Raw genomic sequence first — 20,700 nt, forward strand, 5'->3', positions numbered from 1 at the left:
TGTCTAGTGGTTGAATTGATGCGGGAACCGAGGTCCGCACAGGGGATTGATTGCATGCTCCGTGCCAGTCAATGCCGCAACCGGCAGGCATTGAATGGAGCGTTTTCCATTCAAGCCGCGGTCCCGAGAGGCATGCCGGCCCGGTGCGCGACAGCGATCCGGTCAAACCGTCCAGTCAATGGCGGCGGCAGGATCGAAGCGAAGCGTGCCGGGGCTGCGTCGCTGCGGTGCGGCAGATGCCACATCACGGCGCGCGCTGTGCACCGCGGCATGTCAGGCATACCGCAGCGCCGGTGCGCCCGCCAGGTCCGTGATGTGCTCCGCGAGGTATTCGGCATCGCGCGCCACGCCCGAGAAGCGCCCGGAGCCCCAGGTGTGCAGCCAGGGCAGGCCCAGGAAATACAGGCCCGGCTGGCCGCTGACGCCGCGCGTGTGGACCGGATGGCCGCGCCCATTGAAGACCGGCGCATTGACCCATTTGAAATCCGGCGCGAAGCCGATGCACCAGATCACGGCCACGATGCCGTCGGCACGCAGGTCGAGCGTGTCGGGCAGCGCGCCGTCCGGCTCCCATGGCGCCACATAGGCTGCGCCGGGCGGGGCGGCGATGCCCTGGGCCGCGATCCAGCTGTCGATCGAGGCGTTGATGCGGTTATAGACCCCGTCGGCCTGGTCCAGGTTGGCCTTCAGGTTGGGCGCGAAGCCGAGCCGCGTCCCTTCCAGGCCGGTCAGGGTGCCGTGCAGACGCATGCCCTGCAGGGCGAAGGCGCGCAGGTCGATGTCGCGGCCGCCGTCGCGACCCGTGACGTAGTGATTGGTGTTGTCGCGCACGCCTTCGCGCAAGGGATGCTCGCTCACCGACTTGTCGTAGTAGCCCATGTCGGCCAGCCAGTCGACCACGTCGCGGCCGCGATAGAAGCGCGCGCAGCGCGGCGCGTCGCCGGTGGCCAGGTGGACGCGGCGGCCGGCCAGGTGCAGGTCTTCCGCGATCTGCGCGCCGGACTGGCCGGAGCCGACCACCAGCACCGCGCCTTCGGGCAGGCTGTGCGGATTGCGGTAGTCGGCCGAGTGCAGCTGGACGACGTCGGCCGGCAGGCGCTCGGCCAGGCGCGGCACGATCGGTTCCTGGTAGCAGCCGGAAGCCACCACGACCTGGCCGGCGGTGGTGTCGCCGATGCTGGTGCGCAGCGCGAAGCCGCCGCTCGCCAAAGGCGCCACCTCGCGCACCTCGACGCCTTCGCGCACCGGTGCATTCACCTTGGCGATGAAGCCGTCCAGGTAGTCGACGATCTGCTCGCGCCGCATGAAGCCGTGCGGATCGTCGCCGGCATACGGGTGGCCGGGCAGCTGGCATTGCCAGTTCGGGGTCACCAGCGAGAATGCGTCCCAGCGCTGGGTGCGCCAGGCATGTGTCTGCACGTATTTCTCGAACACGATGTGACCGATGCCGGCCTGCTGCAGGTAGTAGCTCATGGACAGGCCGGCCTGGCCACCGCCGACGATGGCGACGTCGTAGTGCGCATCGAGCGCAGGCAGGATGGTGGGGATGGTCATGCTGGTTCTCCGGTGGGAAGGTTGGTCGACGATGCCCGCAGGCCGGCGTAGCCGGCTTGCGGGGTGTGGCAGGGCGGATAGCTGGCCAGGTCGGCCTGCATCAGGTGATGCGGCCGTCCCAGCAGGGTTTCCTCGTGCAGCACATGCCAGTCGAGGCGCTGGAACAGGGGCACGTTCTGGCTTTGCACGTGGGCGCGAAAGACGCGGCAGCCCAGCGCGCCGGCGCTGCAGACCGCCAGGCGGATGAGGGTGATGCCGAGCCGGGCGTGCTTGCGCCAGGCCGGATCGACGGCCAGCCGCGAACCGAACCACAGGCCGCCGCCTTCGTCGTGGATGCGCACGGTGCCGATCACCTGGTCGGGCAGGCCGGCCAGGCACGACAGCGCGACCAGCAACTGCGCGCGTTCGTCGACCGCGTCGCGGTCGTCGTGCGCGAAGATGCCCTGCTCTTCGCAGAACACGGCGCGGCGCAGGCGGTAGGCCTGGTCCGCCTCCCATGGCAGGGTGACCCATTTCACGCGAAACTCGCTGGGCAGATAGGCGAGAGGCAGCTCGTTCATCATGATCGTTCTCCTGGCGGGCGATGCCTGGATTGAATGCATGGGGCGTGCCAATCAATCGCGTTGGAGGCCCGATTTGACTGCAGGCGTTTGCGGTCATTTGCGGCGACGGCGCGCTTGCTGCTTCTGGCACGCGCCTTGCATCGGGCCAGGCGAGGGAGGCGGTTTTTTGCGTCATCCGCGGGCTCCATACATTCGCTGCATACAATCTGCGCCGGGGGCCGCCACACGATGTCGCGGATACCGCATCATGCGGGTGCGCGTTGTGCCTTTTCGGTGCCTGCGCGCGCCCGCAACAACGTCATGGAGGTTGGCGGCAATGAGCAAGAAATTCGATGGCTGGATGCCCAGGCTGAAGAAGGCGAACACGCCCGGCGCCCTGCCCTTCTACCAGCAGATCGCCAATGCGATCGCCGACGACATCACGACCGGCCGCCTGATGCCGGAACAGCGGCTGCCGGCGCAGCGCCGGCTGGCCGCCGGCCTCGGGATCGACTTCACCACGGTGGCGCGCGCCTATGTCGAGGCGCAGCGGCGCGGGCTGGTCGACTCGACGGTGGGACGCGGCACCTTCGTGTGCGGCAGGCGGCGTCCCGCCATCCCGCGCGCGGTCGAAGGCCGGCCGAACATCGACCTGTCGATGAATATGCCGCCCGAGCCGGCGTCGCCCGAGCTGGCGCAGCTGATGCAGGCCGGCTATGCGGAAGTCGGCGCCCGGCTGCGCGACCTGCTGCGCTACCAGGACTTCTGCGGCTCACGCGACGATCGCGAGGCCGGCGCGCTGTGGCTGCGCCGGCGCGGCCTGGTGGTCCCGCAGGAACGGATGCTGGTCACGCCGGGCGCCCAGTGCGCGCTGCTGGCGGTGCTCGCCGCGATCGCGCCCGCGGGCTCGGTCGTCTGCTGCGAAGAACTGACCTATCCGGGATTACGGGCGCTGGCCGGCCAGCTGGGCCTGAAACTGGTGGGGCTGCCGATGGATGGCGAAGGCATCGATGCGGTCGCCTTCGCCGCCGCCTGCGCCCAGTACGCGCCGAAGGCGCTGTACTGCAATCCGACCCTGCTCAATCCGACCACGGCGGTGATGTCGGCGCAGCGGCGCCAGGCGTTGGTCGAGGTGGCGCGCTTTCACGGCGTGGCGATCATCGAGGACGACGCCTACGGCTTCCTGCCGCGTTCCGGGCCGCCGCCGCTGGCCAGCATGGGGCCGGACATCACCTTCTATATCGCCGGCCTCGCCAAATGCGTCGGCGCGGGCCTGCGAGTCGGCTTCCTGGTGGCCCCGGACGCCCATTACACGGCGCGCCTGACGGCCGCCATCCGCGCCACCACGACCATGGTCTCGCCCATCACGGCCGCGCTGGCGACGCGCTGGATCCGCGACGGCACGGCCGACCTGATGCTGGCCGCCATCCGCAAGGAATGCGCGGTGCGCCACAAGATCGCGCTGCGCGCCCTGCCCGGCGCGAGCGTCGACGCGACACCCGACAGTTTTCATTTATGGCTGCGGCTGCCCGCGCCGTGGGGACGCCGGCAATTCTCCGAGACGATGGCCGCGGCCGGGGTGGCGGTGGTCGCCAGCGATGCGTTCGCAGTCGGGGCGCAGGGGATGGCGCCGGAAGCGGTGCGGGTGTGCGTGGGCGGCATGGCCGACCGTTACCAGATCCAGCATGCACTGGAACTCATGGGGCAGGCGCTGCGCCATCCGCCCCCGTGTGTGGCGCATGGCGTGTGAACGCCGGTGCGCTTGTCGCCGTTACACGCGCCTGACGAGCATCGCGACGTCGATCTGGTCGTCGGCGCGCACGACGACCCGCTGGCCGATCACGGCGGTCCGGACCGGCGCAGCCAGGACTTCGCCGTTGCTGGTCAGCCTGGCCTGCACACGCAGGTTGCCCTGGTAGTCCATGCGGGCGATCGTGAATTGCAAGTCCCACGGCGTATCGCCATGCACGCCACGCAAGGTGATGCGCTCGGCATTCTGCGCGACCACGACCGGCTTGCTGACTTCTCCGAACATGTCCAGCTTCAGCGCCACCTCGAATCCCGTATGGTGGTTGGTGTGACCGATCCCGGCCGGAAACAAGGTACGGGCTTGCGCGGCGGAGCCGACCATTCCTGCCAGTGCGGCAACAGGCAGGGCGAGGCAAAGTTGGCGGCGCTTGCGATTGGACGATGGGACGCTCATGGCGGGTGCTTTCCGGGAAGTCACGATGATTCCATGCTCGCATCTTCTCGCACGGATGACAATGCGGGCCGCATGAAATCACCCTTCCGACCGCGTCTTCTGGTACTGCGGCAAGCCGTCCTGCAATTTCATCCAGCCCAGCCGGCTGCGCACGAAGGTATGGTCCCCCGGCGGCACCAGTTCCGGATCGTCCAGGCTGGCGGTGGCGAGGTCGATCTCGTCGGGCCAGCGCTCGTCGTGCCAGGTGAGCGTGGTGCCGCAGGACGGGCAAAAGCTGCGCACGGCATGTTCGCTGGAGCGGAAACGCTGCGGTGCGCTGGCGGTCCAGTGCAGGCTGGTCGTCTTCACGCTGAACCAGGCAATGGCCGGGGCGCCCGAGGCCTTGCGGCAATCGGTGCAATGGCATAGCGTGCTGTTGAAAGGTTCGCCGCGCGCCTCGTAGCGCACCGCCCCGCAGAAGCATCCACCTTGCAAGCTCATCCGATTCTCCCCTCGACACATCGTCGGCGATTTCAGCCAGGAAACGACATTAACATCGCGCAACTTCTCCGAAACGACATCCCAGCCGCGCGCCCCTTCCTTGTCTTTTCGCTTATTTTAATGACAGATTCGCGACAAGGTCGCGAACCCCGTTCGCATGTGCATTCATTCTTGTCGGGGCGCATGATCCGGGCTTTAGGGCCGTTCTGCGCCAGGGCAAACACTCAAGGAGAACACTATGTTGGGTCGTGTAGTTACCGTGGCCGCACTGGCCGTCGGCGGCGCAATGCTGTCGAAGAAATTCAAGCAAAACCGTGGCTTTGGCGCCAGCTCGTCGATCGTCGAAACGATCGAAGTCAACGTGCCTGTGCGCACCGCCTACAACCAGTTCACCCAGTTCGAAGACTTCCCGCAATTCATGAAGAGCGTGAAAGAGATTCGCCAGCTGGACGACAAGCACCTGCACTGGAAGGCCAATGTGGCCGGCGAAGACAAGGAGTGGGATGCCGAGATCACCGAGCAGATCCCGGACAACCGCATCGCCTGGCGCAGCGTCACCGGCGTCAAGAACGGCGGCGTGGTCACCTTCCACAAGATCTCGGACACCGTCACCCGCATTGCGCTGCAAATGGACTACGAGCCGGAAGGCCCGCTGGAGACCCTGGGCGACGCGCTGGGCGCCGTGCGCATGGAAGCGCGCTCGAACCTGGCCAACTTCAAGGAGCTGCTGGAAAAACGCGGCAGCGAGACCGGGGGCTGGCGCGGGAAGATCGATCAGCATTGATCAGAGTTTGAACGATGGACGTGCTGACACTATCCGCCAGCATCAGCACGTCGCCCCCGCGAAGGCGGGGGCCCAAGTCCTTCGCTCTACCAATTCTGTATGCGCCACCTCAACGCAAACCGACTTGGATTCCCGCCTGCGCGGGAATGACGTTTACAAGCTAACGAATGACGTTTATACGCTAACGTGACGATTCACGGCCGACGGCTATTCACCGCCTTCGTCGTCGCCGGCAATTCCACCCTCTCCACCGGCGTCGCCTGTGCCGCAATGAATCCCTCCAGCGCCCGCGACAGGTCGTCGACCACCCCGCTGCCATACGCTGCCTCGATCAATGTGTACTGCTGCTCGATCAGCGGCGCGATTTCGTCGATCAGCTTGTCCCCCTTCGGCGCCAGCCGCACCCAGATGCGGCGCTGGTCGGCCGCCACGCGCTGGCGCTCGACCAGGCCCAGCTCTTCCATGCGCGACAGCACGCCGGTCATGCTCGGGCTCAGGATCTGGCACAGGTCGCACATCTCGCGCGGCTCCAGCTGTCCGTGCTCGTCCAGCACACGCAGGATCCGCCATTGCTGTTCGGTCACGCCGAAGTGGTTGAGGATGGGACGAAAATGCGACATCAACGATTCGCGCGCTTTCAGGAAAAGCTGGGGCAGGTTGCGGTGAGTGATACGGCGGGCCAATGCGTGCTCCGAGTTATTAAATGGTCTACATCAAAATGATCGCGTGAGTACAAGCGCAAGCGCAATCGCTTGACTGACTAAGATATTAGTGATTTACTGCGAATATATTAGTGAGTTTTCCTTGACTCCGTCTATTTTTTTGCGAATGCGGTCGGTACCGTGATTATCCGAGAGCGCCCTTCCGGGCTCAAGCTGTTCCTCCTGTTGCGCGGCTCGGTCCTGCCCCGCATCCTGCCTACCCTGCTGGTCAATATTGCGGTGGCCACCCTGGTCACCTGGTCGCACGGCGACCTGTGGGACCTCAAGATCACCCTCACCACGATCCCGTTCACGCTGATCGGATTGCCGATCGCGATCTTCCTTGGCTTTCGCAACAACTCCGCCTACGACCGCTTCTGGGAAGGCCGCAAGCTGTGGGGCGAACTGGTGCTGCGCTGCCGTAACCTGGCGCGCCAGACGACCAGCCTGATCGACGATCCACGGCCTGCACTTGCAAGTAATGGCTTGCAGGATACACGGGTTCGGCTCATCTACCGCGCGATTGCCTTTGTCCACGCGCTGCGCGACCACCTGCGCGACCAGCCCGGCTCGCCCTACCTCGCCACCTTCCTGCTGCCGGACGAATACGAAGACATGGCGCGCGCCCACAACAAGCCGGACAGCCTGATGCGCCACATGGGCGCCGACCTGCAGCGCTGCATCAAGGATGGGCGCATCGAAGGCTGCCTGGCGGCCAATATCGACAACACCCTCTCAAGCCTGACCGCGGCGGCCGCGTCGTGCGAGCGCATCAAGAACACGCCCATCCCCTATTCGTACACGCTGCTGCTGCACCGCACCGCCTACATCTACTGCTTCCTGCTGCCCTTTGGCCTGGTCGACTCGATCGGCTTCATGACGCCGTTCGTGGTCGCCATCGTGGCCTACACCTTCTTCGGCCTGGACGCGCTGGGCGACGAGCTGGAAGAGCCATTCGGCATCGAACCCAACGACCTGCCGCTGGACGCCATCTGCCGCGCCATCGAGATCGACCTGCGCAATGCGCTGCGCGACGAACACGTGCCGCCGCCGCTGCAGCCGGTCGACTACTGCCTCACCTGATACCGCATAGAGAAAAGCAAAGCCACACCAAGTCCGAACCTGAGGAGAAGTCATGCATCACGATCACCACCTTGCCCACGACCGCGTCCGCCTGCCGCAGCTGCGCGAGCGCATCACCAGCGCCGAACGCGCCGCCGAATGGATCCAGGACGGCATGACCGTCGGCACCAGCGGCTTCACCCGCGCCGGCGACGCCAAGGCGGTGCCGCTGGCGCTGGCCGAACGCGCGCGCAGCGCGCCGCTGGCGATCACCCTGATCACCGGCGCCTCGCTCGGCGGCGAGACCGACGCGGCGCTGACTCAGGCCGGCGCGCTGGCACGCCGCATGCCGTTCCAGACCGATCCCACCTTGCGCGCCGCGATCAACCGCGGCGAGGTCATGTTCACCGACCAGCACCTGTCCGAGACCGTCGAGCTGTTGCGCACGCGGCAGCTCGCGCCGGTGGACGTCGCCATCATCGAGGCCATCGCGATCACCGAGACGGGCGCCATCATCCCGACCACCTCGGTCGGCAACAGCGCCAGCTTCGCGATCCTGGCCGACAAGGTGATCGTCGAGATCAACCTCTCCCAGTCGCCGGCGCTCGAAGGCCTGCACGACATCTTCATCCCGAAACACCGCCCGCAGCGCGAGCCGATGCCGCTCATGAACGTCAGCGACCGCATCGGCGCCACGGCGATCGCCATCCCGCCCGAGAAGATCGTGGCCATCGTCATGACCGAGAAGCACGACAGCGCTTCCACCATCCAGCCGCCGGACGACGACACCGCCGCCATCGCCGGCCACCTGACCGATTTCTTCAACGCCGAAATCGCCGCCGGCCGCCTGACCGAGCGGCTGATGCCGATCCAGGCCGGCATCGGCACCATCGCCAACGCCGTGCTGGCCGGCCTGATCGACGGTCCGTTCAAGGGCCTCACCATGTACTCCGAGGTGCTGCAGGATTCGACCTTCGACCTGTTCGACGCCGGCAAGCTCGATTTCGCCTCGGGTTCGTCGATCACCCTGTCGGAACAAAAAGGGCGGCAGGTGTTCGCCGAGCTGGAAAAGTACAGGGACCGCCTGGTCCTGCGCCCGCAGGAAGTGAGCAACCATCCCGAAGTCATCCGCCGCCTGGGGCTGATCGCCATTAACACGGCGCTCGAGTTCGACATCTACGGCAACATCAACTCGACCCACGTGGGCGGCACCCATATGATGAACGGCATCGGCGGCTCGGGCGACTTCGCCCGCAACGCCTATCTATCGGTGTTCGCGACCAAGTCGGTGGCCAAGGGCGGCAAGATCTCGAGCATCGTACCGATGGTCTCGCACGTCGACCACACCGAGCATGACGTCGACATCGTGGTGACCGAGGTCGGCCTGGCCGACCTGCGCGGCCTGGCCCCGCGCGAACGCGCCCAGCGCATCATCGATCACTGCGTGGCCGAGCCGTACAGGCAGATGCTGCGCGACTACGTCGAGGAAGCGAACGCGCGCGGCGGCCACACGCCGCACGTGCTGGAAAAGGCGTATTCGTGGCACGTGCGCTATCGCGAGACGGGATCGATGCTGCCGGCGCCGGACGCGGCCTGATCAGGGCAGCGGCGCCGCCTGTGCCAACCCCTTGGCGCGCGCCTCGACGATCAGGGCGCGGACGGCCTGGTCGGCCGCGCGCCGCTCGCGTCCGACCTCGTCGCGCGGCGCATCCATGCGCTTGTTGACCTGGTCATGGCGCGCCCAGGCGTGACGGACCTGGTCCACCAGGGCGGCGTCGCGGATGACGTAGCTGCGCCCGTCCTCGCGTAGCCAGATGAATTCGCCCTCGACGCCGCGCCGGACGGCGCGCACGTCTTCCCAGTCCTTGCGCCCGCTGCCCGCGTAGAAGCGCGTGGACTCGCCGCTCACCAATGCGTACTGCATACCCGTCTCGTCCTGTGGGGCGGCATGGAGCGGCGCACTCCAGGCAAACAGGGACGCGGCGGCGGCCAGACCGAAGGCGGCGACCGTCGATTTCACATCGAACGTTGCGATAAGGCTCATTTGCTGCTCCTTTGAGGGCGGGTTCGCGGTGCAGTCGGTTCAGCTTTGTCCGGACAAGGGCCGGGCCAGGCCCTTCGCGCGCGCATCCTTGATCAGGGCGCGCACCGTCTTGTCGGCGGCCTTGCTCTCGCGCTCCATTTCCTTGCCCAGCTCGCCCATGCGCTTGCCCAGCTTTTCCATCGGCTGGTTGGCGATTTCCATCTGACGGCCGATGTCTTCCATCGAGGCGCGCTGCTGGCGCGCCTGCGGGCCGTTGTAGGCGTCGCTGATGCGCACGCCCGCGTCGGACATGCGCTTGCCGGTCTCGGCCATCTTCTGCTGGATGATGCGGCGCTCGGCGTCATCCTCGGCCGCGGCCATCTGCCGGCTCAGCAGGTCCATATGCTTGCTCAGCGCCTGCATGCCGTCGTCGACTTCACGCATGTCGCGCTCGCTCGGCAGGTTGGCCGGCTTGGCGGCGGCGCGCTCCATGTCGCGGCCAAGCGCTTCGATCTTCTTGCCGTGCTTTTCCATTTCCTTGCCATGGACGTTCATCATCTCGCCCAGCCGGTCGAGCGGCGCCCAGGCGGCGCGCGCCCGCTTGACCGTATCCGGATCCTGGATCACGTAGCCGCGCCCGTCCGCGCGAAACCAGATGAATTCGCCCTTGATGGCACGCTGGGCGGCCCGCACCTCGTCCCAGTCGTCGCTGCTGCCGCTGATGTCGAAGCTGCCGCCGGTGTCGCGCACCAGGGCATAGGGCTCGTCCGCCGCCGCCACGCGCACCACGCGCGGCTTGCCGTCGGCCGCCGCCTGGGTCGGCACGGCGAAGGCGGCCATGACGGCCAGGCCAAGAAGCGGAAGCGCCAGTTTCCAGTGGGACGAAGCGGTGCGTGACATGGGTCGGTCTCCAGTGATGGGCCGGACGCAGCCGGCGATGGGAACACTGTAGACAATCCGGCATGCGCTGCCCAGCGCGCTGCGACAGACGGTCGAAATCGCGGAACAGGCGGCCAAAACGCCGCCGAAAAGACAACGCGGCCCGAAGGCCGCGCTGGAAGCATGCATATGTGGCGGACCTGACGGTCCGCCGGAATGACTTAGTACACCACGACCGAGCGGATCGACTCGCCCGACTTCATCAAATCGAAACCTTCGTTGATGCGGTCGAGTGGCAAGTGATGGGTGATCAGGTCGTCGATATTGATCTTGTTTTCCATATACCAGTCGACGATCTTCGGCACGTCGGTACGGCCACGTGCGCCGCCGAAGGCCGAACCCTTCCATTCGCGACCGGTCACCAGCTGGAACGGACGGGTGGAAATCTCCTGGCCGGCCGCCGCCACGCCGATGATGATCGACTGGCCCCAACCCTTGTGGCAGCACTCCAGCGCCTGGCGCATGGTGTTGACGTTGCCCACGCACTCGAAGCTGTAGTCGGCGCCGCCGTCGGTCAGTTGGATGATGCTGTCGACCACGTTCTCAACCTTGGTCGGGTTGATGAAATGGGTCATGCCGAACTTGCGCGCCATGGCTTCGCGTTCCGGGTTCAGGTCGACGCCGATGATCTTGTCGGCGCCCACCATCCTGGCCGCCTGGATCACGTTCAGGCCGATGCCGCCCAGGCCGAACACGACCACGTTGGCGCCCGCTTCGACCTTGGCGGTGAAGATCACGGCGCCGATGCCGGTGGTGACGCCGCAACCGATGTAGCAGATCTTGTCGAACGGCGCGTCATTGCGCACCTTGGCCAGGGCGATCTCGGGAACCACGATGTAGTTCGAGAACGTCGAAGTGCCCATGTAGTGGTAGATCGGCTGGCCGTCCAGCGAAAAACGGGACGTCGCATCGGGCATCAGGCCGCGGCCCTGGGTCGAGCGGATCGCCTGGCACAGGTTGGTCTTCTGCGACAGGCAGAATTTGCACTGGCGGCACTCCGGCGTGTACAGCGGAATCACGTGATCGTCCTTGCGCAGGCTGGTCACGCCGGGACCGACGTCGACCACCACGCCGGCGCCTTCATGGCCCAGGATGGCCGGGAAGATGCCTTCGGGATCGGCGCCCGACAGCGTGTAGTAGTCGGTGTGGCAGATGCCGGTGGCCTTGACCTCGACCAGCACCTCGCCGGCCTTCGGACCTTCGAGTTCGACCTCTTCGATCGTGAGCGGATGGCCCGCCTTCCATGCGATTGCTGCCTTAGTTTTCATGTCGTATTCCCGTTGCTTGAAGAAAAACCGCGCGTCCATGAGCGCGCCGCAAAGGTGACATGATAACAAGCTTGTGCAATCACGTCCGCCCGCGGCCCCGCAATCGTTCGCCGATCGCCCCATGCAGGCTGCCCAGCGTTTCCTCGGCGGCGAGGACCTGCTCGGCCACCTCGCCCATCTTGCGCCGCTGCGAACGCGCCTCGTCGCGCAGCACGTCGAAAGCGAGGTGGCGGTCGATATGGAAGCGCGCCATCAGCACGCCGACCGCGATGCTGGTCTCGCGTCCCGCCGCCAGCGCCGAGGCCAGGCTTTCCTCGCTGCGGCGCAGGCGCCGGATGTCGTCGCCGCGCGCCAGCGCCGCTTCGAAGGCCGGCAGCAGTTGCGCGCCGTCGACCGGCTTGACCAGGTAACCCACCGCGCCGGCATCGGCGGCGGCGCGCGCAGTCTCCGCATCGTCGCTGGCCGACAGGAACATGAAGGGGATGGTCGTTTCTTCGCGCAGCAGGCGCGCCAGCGCCAGGCCGGACATGCCGGGCATCTCGATGTCGAGCAGGACCAGGGCGATCCCGTCCCCCCGCTCCTCGATCGTGCGCAGGGCCTCGGCCGCGGTGCCGGCGCCGAGGGTGTCGTGGCCGGCGTGCTGCAGCACCTCGGCCAGGTATTCGCGCAGCAGCGCATCGTCGTCGACGATCAGTACCAGGCGGCGCGCTGGTGGTTGTGGGTTCATGCTTCCTCCTGTCTATACATGGGACGTCAGCGCCGCTGACGTGCTGGAGCATGAAAAAAATATAGCACGCAAGATTGTGAACGCGCCAGTTGGGAACGACACACTGTCAGATTCATGGAATGGCTGGCGCCGATGAATTTCTTGGGATACCATCGTTCCCTGCACCTTTGCAGGGCCAAATGGAGAACACCATGCCCGATTCCGCGAAGGTGCGCGCCGCGCATCTCGACGCCACGCCAGCGATCCCGCGACCGGCACTTCTTGCGCTCGACCTGTCGCTCGCCTTCCCCCCAGCCTTGCGGCCGGCGGTCGCTGCGCTCACCGACAGCGCGGGCTGGCGCCCCGAAATACGCCACTATACCTATCAGGTCATGCTCGGCGGCGACACACTGACGATTCCTTCGCGACTCTACGTCGACCGCGGCCTGCTGTGGGACGATGCCGGCCGCGACGCCACAGGACGCGGCATGGCATGGTGCCTCGGCACTCGCCACCACGATGGCCATGTGCGCGAAGCATGCCTGGCGCGGCTGCTGGCCGCGCCGCAAGGCTGGATGGCGCCCTTCATCGTGCATCTCGTCGGCGAATACGTGATCGAGATCGTGGAGCGCATCGAGGCGGCGCTGCCAGCGTTCGACCCGGACATGCGGGCAGCCCTTGCCGGCTTCGTGCGCGAGAACCCGGCTTACCTGGGCACCATCGAACGCCGGACCGTCAGCTACCGGTTCCGGGGCGGCCCTCCGCCGCTGCTCGACTATCCGGGCAAGCGTGTCATTGCCTGCCTGCGTGCGCTCGGTCGGGAAGCGTGAGCCGCATGCGCTGCTCCATCAGGTCCGAGCCCGGCCGCAAGGGTTCGCGCACGCCGGCCTCGACGAAACCGGCGCGCTCATAGAGGCGCAAGGCATCGGCATTCGTGCAGGTGACGCCCAATTGCATCGCCTGCGCGCCGCGCGCCGTGGCCCAGCGCACCGCCTCGTCCAGCAAGGCGCCGGCCACGCCCTGCCCGCGTGCCTCGGGCGCCACCCACATCTGGAACAGGTTGACGATGGTTGCGTCGTCGCTGTCCTCCTTGGCCCAAGCCAGGCCGACCAGCGCGCCGTTCATCTCGGCGGCCAGCGCGCGGTCGATGCCTGAAGTGGTCGAGCGCGCCAGGCGCTCGGCCCAGGTCTCGGGCGCCAGCGCTTCCTCGGCGGCCAAGGTACTGCCGAATGCATAAGGCGCATCGGCCAGCGCGCGCAGGCGGATCGCGCGGTAGGCTGGCCATTCCTCGGCCCGGAAAGGTCTGATCGAGAATGCAGCAGTTGCATGCGTCATGGAAGACTCTCGGTTACTGTGGGAAAACAATTCTAGCAGGGAGGAATCGGCCCACTGCCGAGCGCCGCGTGTTGCCGACAATCGGTACATTTTTATCTTTAACCACGGAGACGACCATGTCCGCATCGAACAAGGATGTTTTGCTGAAGGCGAATGCCGCGGTGACCCGCGGCGACAACGAAGGATTCCTGGAGTGCTGCACCGACGACGTCGTCTGGTCGACGGTTGGCGGCGAGACGGTGCGCGGCAAGGAGGCGGTGCGGGCCTGGATGGTGGACGGCTATGCCGAGCCGCCCAGGTTCACCGTGCGCGAGCTGGTCGCGGAAGGCGATCTCGTGGTCGCCCTGGGCGATATCGAGTCGAAGGACGAGCAAGGCAAGCCGGTGCAGAACGCCTACAGCGACGTCTGGCGCTTCCGCGACGGCAAGATGGCCGAGTTGCGGGCCTTCGTCGTGCCTGTTTAGGAGTCGCCATGCCTGCGCTGACTCCCGAGAAATTCATCGAAGAATCGAATGAGGACGTGACAACGTCGTGGATCTCCGAGGCCGGCCATCTAAGCCAGTTCGGCGCCTTTGTCGAGATCCTCCAGCCCGGTGCGCAGTCCTCGATCAAGCATTGGCACAGCGCGGAAGACGAGATGGTGTACGTGCTCGACGGGGAAGTGACGCTGATCGAAGGGGATACCGAGACAGTGCTGCGACCTGGCGATGCCGCAACCTTTCGCAGTGGCGTCGCTGTCGGGCACACCTTGAAAAACCGTAGCGCGCGGCCGACCAGATGCCTCGTCGTGGGCACGCGCGCACCGCTGGATCGCATCACTTATCCGGATCACGACCGCGTATGCATTCGCGATCGGTCGCTCCCGGATGACGTGTGGACCACCATCGGCGGCGCGCCGGCGACACCCCCCTATTCGGCCTAATCTTTCTCCCAGTCTTCCATGCGGCGCTTGCGCGCCCGCCCGACCGCGATCCGGTTACGCGTGGTGAACGCAATCAACCGCGCCACCACCACCGCCAGGTACATCAGCCCGATCAGCATCTCGACGCTGGCCAGCGCCCGCGCATGCACGGTGAGCGGAATCACGTCGCCGATGCCGGTGCTCGACAGCAGCGCGAAGCTCAGGTAGTTCAACTCGGTCCAGGTGCGCGGCGCGGCAGGATTGATGGCGGCGGCAAAGGTGCCGGGGTGAACTTCCTGCAGAAGCACATACAGGTGAGTAAAGCCCCATGCAATCAGGGTAAACGTGGCGCCGGCCGCGAACAACTCGTCGGTGGTGGCCAGCTCGTCGTCCATCATGTAGGCGATCAAGCTGCCCGCCGCATAGAAATAGAACAGCGCCTCGAGCCCCGAAGACCAGGCCAGCAGTTCGCGCAGCCCGAACAGGATCTGCGCCAGCAGCAGCGCGATGATCGGCACCGCCAGCGTCCAGCTGACCCGCACTTCGCCCGGCGTGCGCCGCACCATGCGGATGGTGAAGGCCAGCACCACGATGCCGAAGACATTGAATCCCACCTGGCCGGCCGGCGTGCCCTCGATGAAGGGATAGGCCAGCATGCCGATCAGCTGGACCAGCAGCAGGATGGCGGACGGGTGGCGGCGGGTGTGGGCGAACAGCAGCAATGGGCGCATGGATGGACGACGGTGATCGCGATGCGCCCATTGTAGGTTCAGGCGGGCGGGAACAGCGCGCCGAACGCGCGCGCCGCCTCGGCGGGGTCGCGCGATCCATAGACGCTCGTGATCGCGGCCACCAGGTCGATCCCGCGCGCCACCAGCGACGCCGCATTGCTCGGCGTCATGCCGCCGATGACAACGATCGGCAGGCTGAATTCGGCGCGCGCCTGGTCCAGCATCTCCGGCGGCGTGACGAAGGTGTATTTCTTGACCGGCGACGGATAAAAGCCACCAAAGGCGACGTAGCTGGCGCCGGCCTCGACCGCCGTGCGAGCGAGGGATAGCTCGCCGTAGCACGAGGCGCCGACGATCTTTTCCGATCCCAGCAGCGCGCGCGCCTCGCGGATGCCGGCGTCGGTATGGCCCAGGTGCACGCCGTCGGCGTCGATCGCCTGGCACAGGTCGACGTGGTCGTTGATGACGAGCGGCCGGCCGTGGCGGCGGCACAGCGCCAGCAGCGCCGTCGCCTGCTCCCGGCGCAATTCGGGACCGGCTTCCTTGTGGCGGTACTGGACCAGCGCAGCGCCGGCGCCAAGGGCGGCGTCGGTCGCTGCGATCAGTTTTTCCGTATCGTCCCAATTCGGGGTAACGAGATATAAGCCGCGCATGTCGACTCCTTTCAACTTGTCAGTTGCAACAGGCGGCGCGGGATGCGCTGCCCTGGCGCCAGCGCATACGACTGCGCCAGCGTGTGATGGGTGTAGGCCTGGGCCGCGTCGAGCGCCGCCTCCATGCGCTCGCCCAGCGCCAGCCGCGCCGCCAGCGCCGCCGCCAGCGTGCAGCCGCTGCCGTGGTAGCCATGCGGCAGGCGCGGCCAATGCCAGGCGCGTCGTTCGTCGCCATCGGCCAGCCAGCGGTTGACGACCGTGTCGCCCGCCGCATGGCCGCCGGTCACCAGCAGCTGCGCGCCGTGAATCTCGCCCAGCGCCTCGTGTTCGGGCAGGTTGGGCAACACGATCGTCGCCAGCGCCAGCAGCTCGCGCAGCGCTTTGATAGCGTCGCCCTGCCCCAGCGCATCGCCATGGCCGCTGGCCAGCACCGGATCGAGCACCACCGGCAAGGTGGGCCGGCGCGCACGCAGGGTGCGGATGACGTCCGCGATCGCCGCCGCGTTGGCGGCGTTGCCGGGGATGCCGAGCTTGACCGCCCCGATCTCGAAGGCGGCCAGCAGCGGCGCCGCCTGGCGCGCGACCCATTCGGCATCCACCGGGCTCGCCGCATGGACCCGGTTATTGTCCTGCGCCGTCAGGGCGGTGGCCACCGGCAGCGGATGCGCACCCTGCGCCGCGATCGCCAGGATGTCGGCGGCCAGGCCGGCGCCACCGCCGGGATCGAGCCCGGCGAACACCAGCACGCAGGCCGTCATCCCGTGATCTTTCCCTCGACGGGCGACGAGGGAGAAGCCGCGAAGCGCTTCGGCATGCGGCCCGCAAGATAGGCGTCGCGCCCCGCCAGCACCGCATGCTTCATGGCGCGCGCCATGCGCACCGGATCGCCCGCGGCGGCGATCGCGGTGTTCATCAACACGCCGTCGCAACCCAGCTCCATCGCGATCGCGGCGTCCGACGCCGTGCCGACGCCGGCGTCGACCAGCACCGGCACCGTGGCCTGCTCGATGATCAGGGACAGGTTCCACGGATTGAGGATGCCCATGCCCGAGCCGATCAGGGAGGCCAGCGGCATCACCGCCACGCAGCCGATCTCCTGCAGGATGCGGGCCTGGATCGGGTCGTCGCTGCAGTAGACCATGACGTCGAAGCCGTCCTTCACCAGGGCCTCGGCCGCGACCAGGGTCTCGGGCATGTGCGGGAACAGCGTCTTCTGGTCGCCCAGCACCTCGAGCTTGACCAGCTTGTGCCCGCCCAGCAGCTCGCGCGCCATCTGCAAGGTGTAGATCGCGTCCTTGGCCGTGTAGCAGCCGGCCGTATTCGGCAGGATGGTGAACTCGTTCGGCGGCAGCACGTCCAGCAGGCTCGGCGCGTTCGGGTCCTGGCCGATGTTCACGCGGCGGATCGCCACCGTGATGATCTCGGCGCCGGCCGCCAGCGTGGCTTCGCGGGTCTGCGCCAGGTCGCGGTACTTGCCGCTGCCGACCAGCAGGCGCGATTGGTAGGTGCGACCGGCGATGGTCAGCACGTCCTGTTTGATGTCGTTCAATGCATTCATGTCTCGTCTCCTGTCAGCCGCCACCGATGGCGCGCACGATATCGACCCGGTCCTGCTCCTGCAGGCGCCGGTGCAGCCATTGCTGGCGCGGCACCACCTCGCGGTTGACCGCCAGCGCCATCCCCTGCCCGCTCAGGCCCAGCTGTTCCAGCAGGCCGTACAGGGTTTGGCCCTGCGGCACCGTGCACGGCGCCCCGTTTACTTCGATCGGCGTCATTCACACCTCCCGGTACAGCTGGGCGCCGTTCCTGACGAACTCGATCGCCTTTTCCTGCATGCCGTGGGCCAGCGCGGTCTCTCCCTGCACGCCCTTGGCGGCGGCATATTCGCGCACCTCCTGGGTGATCTTCATCGAGCAGAAATGCGGGCCGCACATCGAGCAGAAGTGGGCGACCTTGGCCGAATCCTTCGGCAGGGTCTCGTCGTGGAATTCGCGCGCCTTGTCGGGGTCGAGTCCCAGGTTGAACTGGTCTTCCCAGCGGAACTCGAAGCGCGCCTTCGACAGGGCGTTGTCGCGCAGCTGGGCGCCGGGATGGCCCTTGGCCAGGTCGGCCGCGTGCGCGGCGATCTTGTACGTGATGATGCCGTCCTTGACGTCGTTCTTGTCGGGCAGGCCCAGGTGCTCCTTGGGCGTCACGTAGCACAGCATGGCGGTGCCGTACCAGCCGATATTGGCGGCGCCGATGCCCGAGGTGATATGGTCGTAGCCCGGCGCGATGTCGGTGGTGAGCGGTCCCAGCGTGTAGAACGGCGCCTCGTGGCACTGCTCCAGTTGCAGGTCCATGTTTTCCTTGATCAGGTGCAGCGGCACGTGGCCGGGGCCCTCGATGATGGTCTGCACGTCGTGCTTCCAGGCGATCTGGGTCAGCTCGCCCAGGGTCTTCAGTTCGGCCAGCTGGGCTTCGTCGTTGGCGTCGTAGATCGAGCCGGGACGCAGGCCGTCGCCCAGGCTGAACGAGACGTCATAGGCCTTCATGATGTCGCAGATGTCCTCGAAATGCGTGTACAGGAAGGATTCGCGGTGGTGGGCCAGGCACCACTTGGCCATGATCGAGCCGCCGCGCGAGACGATGCCCGTCAGGCGGTTCGCCGTCAGCGGCACGTAACGTAAAAGTACGCCGGCGTGGATGGTGAAGTAGTCGACGCCCTGCTCGGCCTGTTCGATCAGGGTGTCGCGGAAGATCTCCCAGCTCAGCTCCTCGGCCTTGCCATTGACCTTTTCCAGCGCCTGGTAGATCGGCACCGTGCCGATCGGCACCGGGCTGTTACGGAGGATCCATTCGCGCGTCTCATGGATGTGCTTGCCGGTCGACAGGTCCATCACCGTGTCCGCGCCCCAGCGGATGGCCCAGGTCATCTTTTCCACTTCCTCGCCGATCGACGAGGTGACGGCCGAGTTGCCGATATTGGCGTTGACCTTCACCAGGAAGTTGCGGCCGATGATCATCGGCTCCAGTTCCGGGTGGTTGATGTTGGCGGGGATGACGGCGCGGCCGCGCGCCACTTCCGAGCGCACGAATTCGGGGGTGATTTCAAGCGGGATGCTGGCGCCGAAGGACTGCCCCGGATGCTGGCGACCGAGCAGCGCCGCCACCCGCTGGCCCATCGGGCCGGACGACTCCAGCGAGGCGATGTATTCCTTGCGTTGCATGTTTTCACGCAGGGCGATGAATTCCATCTCGGGCGTAATGATCCCGGCGCGCGCGTAGTGCATCTGGGTGACGTTGCGCCCGCCATGGGCGCGGCGCGGCGCGCGCTGCAGGTTGAAGCGCAGCGCGGCCAGCTGCGGATCGTTCAGCCGCGCCTGGCCATAGCGCGAGGTCGGGCCGTCCAGCTGCTCGGTGTCTCCGCGCCCGGCGATCCATGCCTGGCGCATCGGCGCCAGGCCGCTGCGGATGTCGATTGCCGCGCCCGGCTCGGTGTACGGGCCGGAGGTGTCGTAGACGAACAGCGGCGGATTCGGCTCGCCGCCGAAGCTGTCCGGAGTGGGCGACTGGTTGATTTCGCGCATCGGCACGCGGATGTCGGGCCGGCTGCCTTCGATATAGACCTTGCGCGAATTGGGTAATGGATTGATGGCCGCGTGGTCCACCGTGGCGGTGGCGGCATCGAATACCCGGGATGATTTCAGAGGTGCGTTCATGTGGCTCCCTTGCTTGCGGAGCCAGCAAAGGAGGTGCCGGGGTGCAAGGCGGACGCGGATGTGCGCACGCTTGCATCGATTCGGCTGCTTCCCTTCGCTGGCATTATCCAGATCAGGTTCGGAGGGTATTTCTCACCCACGCTCCACTGATATGGCGCGCAGGACCCCTAGCGTTTGCCGTCACGGAGCCTGGGCTCCATGACAACGGGCCGATTATAGCCCAATCGTTTTTCGATGGGCAGAAAATGCATGTGGTTTTATCACAGCATCGGCGGCTCCTGTTCCAGCGCGTGCAGCTGCAGCTCGCCGTTCACGGAACGCACCTCGACGAACGGCGTGCGCGCCGGCTCGATGGCGCGCACGGCGGGCGGCCCGCCGTCGACCGACACCTCGAGTTGCACGCTGTCGGCCGCGGTCTGGACGTCGACCGCGTCCGCGCGCGAAATCGTCCAGTCGGTGCTGACGCCGGACCGCTGGTACACCTGCTTGCCGTCGACCCGCACGCTCACGGTATTGTTCTGGAAGCCTTCACCCAGCCTCACGCGTAATGTCATGACCTTCTTCTGCTATCAAAGATGTGAACAAATGTGCCCAACGTCCTCTTCCTGCCCCGAGTCGTCTTGCTAACCGTTCTCGTATCTGACAGGCGTTACTTTCTCGCCTCCCGCCGATGATTATCGGCGGCAGTGTCTGACGTCACCGCCAGACTCGCCACGGGTAGCGCCGTTTTCGCTGCAAGAGCGAGGGTGGCGGGCCATGTTTCATACTCCAATCTTCGCTGGCTGCATGCCACTTACATAGGAAGTCTTCCATTTCGCTCGCTTGGTTTTCGCGGTGAAAATGAATCATGCGATGGCGCGCTTTGTAGCCAACATACACAGCATCAGACACCCTCGATGGAGGTATAGTTCCGCTTTCTTAGCGCCAGTTCTCCTATGGAAATACCGCATGCGATTCGCCCGGGTCGCCAGCATTGGGGTACGATCGGACATCCATTCATACAAAATCAGACGGTCTTTACAAAAAGGCAGCAGGGCGGCGGCAGAGCGCGCCGATATCGAGCGATGCCGCCGCGATAGGCTGGCGATGTAAGGTGACCTATAATGGTTCTTTCGCC

General features: G+C 66.2%; 24 protein-coding genes and 1 riboswitch. Of the genes, 7 read left to right on the forward strand and 17 right to left on the reverse strand.

The genetic code is table 11. The features are described 5' to 3' along the window. Nucleotides 1-273: 273 nt before the first annotated feature. Both J3U95_RS01495 and J3U95_RS01500 read right to left on the reverse strand, forming a co-directional pair. Nucleotides 274-1,554, reverse strand: coding sequence for an MSMEG_0569 family flavin-dependent oxidoreductase (locus tag J3U95_RS01495; protein ID WP_208276941.1), 1,281 nt, complete (start codon nucleotides 1,552-1,554; stop codon nucleotides 274-276). Then, nucleotides 1,551-2,117: an MSMEG_0567/Sll0786 family nitrogen starvation N-acetyltransferase gene (locus tag J3U95_RS01500; RefSeq protein ID WP_208276942.1), complete on the reverse strand. Its 567-nt coding sequence runs from the start codon at nucleotides 2,115-2,117 to the stop codon at nucleotides 1,551-1,553. Before J3U95_RS01500 ends, J3U95_RS01495 begins: the two co-directional genes overlap by 4 nt. A 316-nt stretch (nucleotides 2,118-2,433) precedes the next feature. Between J3U95_RS01500 and J3U95_RS01505 the strand changes: the two genes are divergently transcribed. Then, complete coding sequence (locus J3U95_RS01505) at nucleotides 2,434-3,846, forward strand: aminotransferase-like domain-containing protein (protein WP_208276943.1); 1,413 nt, start codon at nucleotides 2,434-2,436, stop codon at nucleotides 3,844-3,846. A gap of 21 nt (nucleotides 3,847-3,867) precedes the next feature. Here J3U95_RS01505 and J3U95_RS01510 read toward each other — a convergent pair whose 3' ends face one another. After that, a complete protein-coding gene (locus tag J3U95_RS01510; protein WP_208276944.1) occupies nucleotides 3,868-4,299 on the reverse strand; it encodes a hypothetical protein in 432 nt (143 codons plus the stop codon). Nucleotides 4,300-4,377: 78 nt separating this feature from the next. Then, nucleotides 4,378-4,779 (reverse strand): GFA family protein, encoded by a 402-nt coding sequence (locus J3U95_RS01515; RefSeq protein WP_208276945.1) that lies wholly within the window; start codon nucleotides 4,777-4,779, stop codon nucleotides 4,378-4,380. Nucleotides 4,780-5,017: 238 nt separating this feature from the next. Between J3U95_RS01515 and J3U95_RS01520 the strand changes: the two genes are divergently transcribed. Further along, nucleotides 5,018-5,563 carry an SRPBCC family protein gene (locus J3U95_RS01520; protein ID WP_208276946.1) on the forward strand — a complete coding sequence of 182 codons (546 nt, stop codon included), beginning with the start codon at nucleotides 5,018-5,020 and terminating at the stop codon, nucleotides 5,561-5,563. 194 nt (nucleotides 5,564-5,757) lie between these two features. Here the strand turns inward: J3U95_RS01520 and hpaR are convergent, their stop codons facing one another. Further along, nucleotides 5,758-6,246, reverse strand: coding sequence for a homoprotocatechuate degradation operon regulator HpaR (hpaR, locus tag J3U95_RS01525; protein ID WP_208276947.1), 489 nt, complete (start codon nucleotides 6,244-6,246; stop codon nucleotides 5,758-5,760). Between the two features lie 159 nt (nucleotides 6,247-6,405). On the opposite strand from hpaR, the gene J3U95_RS01530 reads away from it, so the two are divergent. Beyond that, nucleotides 6,406-7,347 carry a bestrophin family protein gene (locus J3U95_RS01530; protein ID WP_208276948.1) on the forward strand — a complete coding sequence of 314 codons (942 nt, stop codon included), beginning with the start codon at nucleotides 6,406-6,408 and terminating at the stop codon, nucleotides 7,345-7,347. A gap of 52 nt (nucleotides 7,348-7,399) precedes the next feature. Beyond that, nucleotides 7,400-8,923, forward strand: coding sequence for a succinyl-CoA:acetate CoA-transferase ScpC (gene scpC / locus J3U95_RS01535; protein ID WP_208276949.1), 1,524 nt, complete (start codon nucleotides 7,400-7,402; stop codon nucleotides 8,921-8,923). On the opposite strand, the gene J3U95_RS01540 is transcribed toward scpC, so the two are convergent. The 4 genes from J3U95_RS01540 to J3U95_RS01555 all read right to left on the reverse strand — a co-directional run bounded on the left by J3U95_RS01540 (nucleotide 8,924) and on the right by J3U95_RS01555 (nucleotide 12,283). Then, a complete protein-coding gene (locus J3U95_RS01540; RefSeq protein ID WP_208276950.1) occupies nucleotides 8,924-9,370 on the reverse strand; it encodes a hypothetical protein in 447 nt (148 codons plus the stop codon). 39 nt (nucleotides 9,371-9,409) lie between these two features. Beyond that, nucleotides 9,410-10,249, reverse strand: a complete 840-nt coding sequence (locus tag J3U95_RS01545) for a hypothetical protein (protein ID WP_208276951.1) — start codon at nucleotides 10,247-10,249, stop codon at nucleotides 9,410-9,412. 200 nt (nucleotides 10,250-10,449) lie between these two features. Beyond that, nucleotides 10,450-11,556, reverse strand: coding sequence for an S-(hydroxymethyl)glutathione dehydrogenase/class III alcohol dehydrogenase (locus J3U95_RS01550; RefSeq protein ID WP_123070066.1), 1,107 nt, complete (start codon nucleotides 11,554-11,556; stop codon nucleotides 10,450-10,452). A gap of 79 nt (nucleotides 11,557-11,635) precedes the next feature. Further along, entirely contained in the window at nucleotides 11,636-12,283 is a 648-nt protein-coding gene (locus J3U95_RS01555) for an ANTAR domain-containing response regulator (protein ID WP_208276952.1), read from the reverse strand. A gap of 179 nt (nucleotides 12,284-12,462) precedes the next feature. Between J3U95_RS01555 and J3U95_RS01560 the strand changes: the two genes are divergently transcribed. After that, a complete protein-coding gene (locus J3U95_RS01560) occupies nucleotides 12,463-13,092 on the forward strand; it encodes a hypothetical protein (RefSeq protein ID WP_208276953.1) in 630 nt (209 codons plus the stop codon). Here the strand turns inward: J3U95_RS01560 and J3U95_RS01565 are convergent. Next, entirely contained in the window at nucleotides 13,055-13,597 is a 543-nt protein-coding gene (locus tag J3U95_RS01565) for a GNAT family N-acetyltransferase (RefSeq protein WP_208276954.1), read from the reverse strand. The two genes, J3U95_RS01560 and J3U95_RS01565, sit on opposite strands and share 38 nt — an antisense overlap. Before the next feature lie 116 nt (nucleotides 13,598-13,713). Between J3U95_RS01565 and J3U95_RS01570 the strand changes: the two genes are divergently transcribed. Together J3U95_RS01570 and J3U95_RS01575 are read left to right on the forward strand one after the other, a co-directional pair. Beyond that, nucleotides 13,714-14,061, forward strand: coding sequence for a nuclear transport factor 2 family protein (locus tag J3U95_RS01570; protein WP_208276955.1), 348 nt, complete (start codon nucleotides 13,714-13,716; stop codon nucleotides 14,059-14,061). Nucleotides 14,062-14,069: 8 nt separating this feature from the next. Beyond that, nucleotides 14,070-14,519 (forward strand): cupin domain-containing protein, encoded by a 450-nt coding sequence (locus J3U95_RS01575; RefSeq protein ID WP_208276956.1) that lies wholly within the window; start codon nucleotides 14,070-14,072, stop codon nucleotides 14,517-14,519. Here J3U95_RS01575 and J3U95_RS01580 read toward each other — a convergent pair. From J3U95_RS01580 to J3U95_RS01610, 7 genes are all read right to left on the reverse strand, one after another. Beyond that, the gene (locus tag J3U95_RS01580; RefSeq protein ID WP_208276957.1) at nucleotides 14,516-15,229 is read right to left on the reverse strand and encodes an ion channel; all 714 of its coding nucleotides are present in this window, start codon (nucleotides 15,227-15,229) and stop codon (nucleotides 14,516-14,518) included. The genes J3U95_RS01575 and J3U95_RS01580 overlap by 4 nt on opposite strands. Before the next feature lie 38 nt (nucleotides 15,230-15,267). Beyond that, entirely contained in the window at nucleotides 15,268-15,882 is a 615-nt protein-coding gene (thiE, locus tag J3U95_RS01585) for a thiamine phosphate synthase (protein WP_208276958.1), read from the reverse strand. An 11-nt stretch (nucleotides 15,883-15,893) separates the two neighbouring features. Continuing rightward, the gene (locus tag J3U95_RS01590; protein WP_208276959.1) at nucleotides 15,894-16,640 is read right to left on the reverse strand and encodes a bifunctional hydroxymethylpyrimidine kinase/phosphomethylpyrimidine kinase; all 747 of its coding nucleotides are present in this window, start codon (nucleotides 16,638-16,640) and stop codon (nucleotides 15,894-15,896) included. Next, a complete protein-coding gene (locus J3U95_RS01595; RefSeq protein WP_208276960.1) occupies nucleotides 16,637-17,440 on the reverse strand; it encodes a thiazole synthase in 804 nt (267 codons plus the stop codon). The genes J3U95_RS01590 and J3U95_RS01595 overlap by 4 nt, the downstream gene beginning before the upstream one ends. Nucleotides 17,441-17,453: 13 nt before the next feature. Continuing rightward, nucleotides 17,454-17,657, reverse strand: a complete 204-nt coding sequence (gene thiS / locus J3U95_RS01600; RefSeq protein WP_208276961.1) for a sulfur carrier protein ThiS — start codon at nucleotides 17,655-17,657, stop codon at nucleotides 17,454-17,456. Beyond that, nucleotides 17,658-19,583 (reverse strand): phosphomethylpyrimidine synthase ThiC, encoded by a 1,926-nt coding sequence (thiC, locus tag J3U95_RS01605; RefSeq protein WP_229519572.1) that lies wholly within the window; start codon nucleotides 19,581-19,583, stop codon nucleotides 17,658-17,660. It lies immediately after the preceding gene. Between the two features lie 72 nt (nucleotides 19,584-19,655). Next, nucleotides 19,656-19,762: riboswitch (TPP riboswitch) on the reverse strand. A gap of 81 nt (nucleotides 19,763-19,843) precedes the next feature. Then, complete coding sequence (locus tag J3U95_RS01610) at nucleotides 19,844-20,137, reverse strand: hypothetical protein (RefSeq protein WP_208276962.1); 294 nt, start codon at nucleotides 20,135-20,137, stop codon at nucleotides 19,844-19,846. Nucleotides 20,138-20,700: the final 563 nt, after the last annotated feature.

The organism is Massilia oculi (assembly GCF_017582745.1).
Taxonomy (GTDB): Bacteria; Pseudomonadota; Gammaproteobacteria; order Burkholderiales; family Burkholderiaceae_D; genus Telluria; species Telluria oculi_A.

What these genes read in the sequence shown, in the direction of transcription:
- thiE (WP_208276958.1), bottom strand. Translation starts at nt 15,882, where the DNA reads ATGCGCGGCTTATATCTCGTTACCCCGAATTGGGACGATACGGAAAAA.
- J3U95_RS01545 (WP_208276951.1), bottom strand. Translation starts at nt 10,249, where the DNA reads ATGTCACGCACCGCTTCGTCCCACTGGAAACTGGCGCTTCCGCTTCTT.
- J3U95_RS01520 (WP_208276946.1), top strand. Translation starts at nt 5,018, where the DNA reads ATGTTGGGTCGTGTAGTTACCGTGGCCGCACTGGCCGTCGGCGGCGCA.
- thiS (WP_208276961.1), bottom strand. Translation starts at nt 17,657, where the DNA reads ATGACGCCGATCGAAGTAAACGGGGCGCCGTGCACGGTGCCGCAGGGC.
- J3U95_RS01500 (WP_208276942.1), bottom strand. Translation starts at nt 2,117, where the DNA reads ATGATGAACGAGCTGCCTCTCGCCTATCTGCCCAGCGAGTTTCGCGTG.
- J3U95_RS01565 (WP_208276954.1), bottom strand. Translation starts at nt 13,597, where the DNA reads ATGACGCATGCAACTGCTGCATTCTCGATCAGACCTTTCCGGGCCGAG.
- J3U95_RS01495 (WP_208276941.1), bottom strand. Translation starts at nt 1,554, where the DNA reads ATGACCATCCCCACCATCCTGCCTGCGCTCGATGCGCACTACGACGTC.
- J3U95_RS01540 (WP_208276950.1), bottom strand. Translation starts at nt 9,370, where the DNA reads ATGAGCCTTATCGCAACGTTCGATGTGAAATCGACGGTCGCCGCCTTC.
- thiC (WP_229519572.1), bottom strand. Translation starts at nt 19,583, where the DNA reads ATGAACGCACCTCTGAAATCATCCCGGGTATTCGATGCCGCCACCGCC.
- J3U95_RS01510 (WP_208276944.1), bottom strand. Translation starts at nt 4,299, where the DNA reads ATGAGCGTCCCATCGTCCAATCGCAAGCGCCGCCAACTTTGCCTCGCC.
- J3U95_RS01580 (WP_208276957.1), bottom strand. Translation starts at nt 15,229, where the DNA reads ATGCGCCCATTGCTGCTGTTCGCCCACACCCGCCGCCACCCGTCCGCC.
- J3U95_RS01590 (WP_208276959.1), bottom strand. Translation starts at nt 16,640, where the DNA reads ATGACGGCCTGCGTGCTGGTGTTCGCCGGGCTCGATCCCGGCGGTGGC.
- J3U95_RS01550 (WP_123070066.1), bottom strand. Translation starts at nt 11,556, where the DNA reads ATGAAAACTAAGGCAGCAATCGCATGGAAGGCGGGCCATCCGCTCACG.
- J3U95_RS01610 (WP_208276962.1), bottom strand. Translation starts at nt 20,137, where the DNA reads ATGACATTACGCGTGAGGCTGGGTGAAGGCTTCCAGAACAATACCGTG.
- J3U95_RS01595 (WP_208276960.1), bottom strand. Translation starts at nt 17,440, where the DNA reads ATGAATGCATTGAACGACATCAAACAGGACGTGCTGACCATCGCCGGT.
- J3U95_RS01505 (WP_208276943.1), top strand. Translation starts at nt 2,434, where the DNA reads ATGAGCAAGAAATTCGATGGCTGGATGCCCAGGCTGAAGAAGGCGAAC.
- J3U95_RS01560 (WP_208276953.1), top strand. Translation starts at nt 12,463, where the DNA reads ATGGAGAACACCATGCCCGATTCCGCGAAGGTGCGCGCCGCGCATCTC.
- J3U95_RS01515 (WP_208276945.1), bottom strand. Translation starts at nt 4,779, where the DNA reads ATGAGCTTGCAAGGTGGATGCTTCTGCGGGGCGGTGCGCTACGAGGCG.
- J3U95_RS01570 (WP_208276955.1), top strand. Translation starts at nt 13,714, where the DNA reads ATGTCCGCATCGAACAAGGATGTTTTGCTGAAGGCGAATGCCGCGGTG.
- scpC (WP_208276949.1), top strand. Translation starts at nt 7,400, where the DNA reads ATGCATCACGATCACCACCTTGCCCACGACCGCGTCCGCCTGCCGCAG.
- J3U95_RS01555 (WP_208276952.1), bottom strand. Translation starts at nt 12,283, where the DNA reads ATGAACCCACAACCACCAGCGCGCCGCCTGGTACTGATCGTCGACGAC.
- J3U95_RS01575 (WP_208276956.1), top strand. Translation starts at nt 14,070, where the DNA reads ATGCCTGCGCTGACTCCCGAGAAATTCATCGAAGAATCGAATGAGGAC.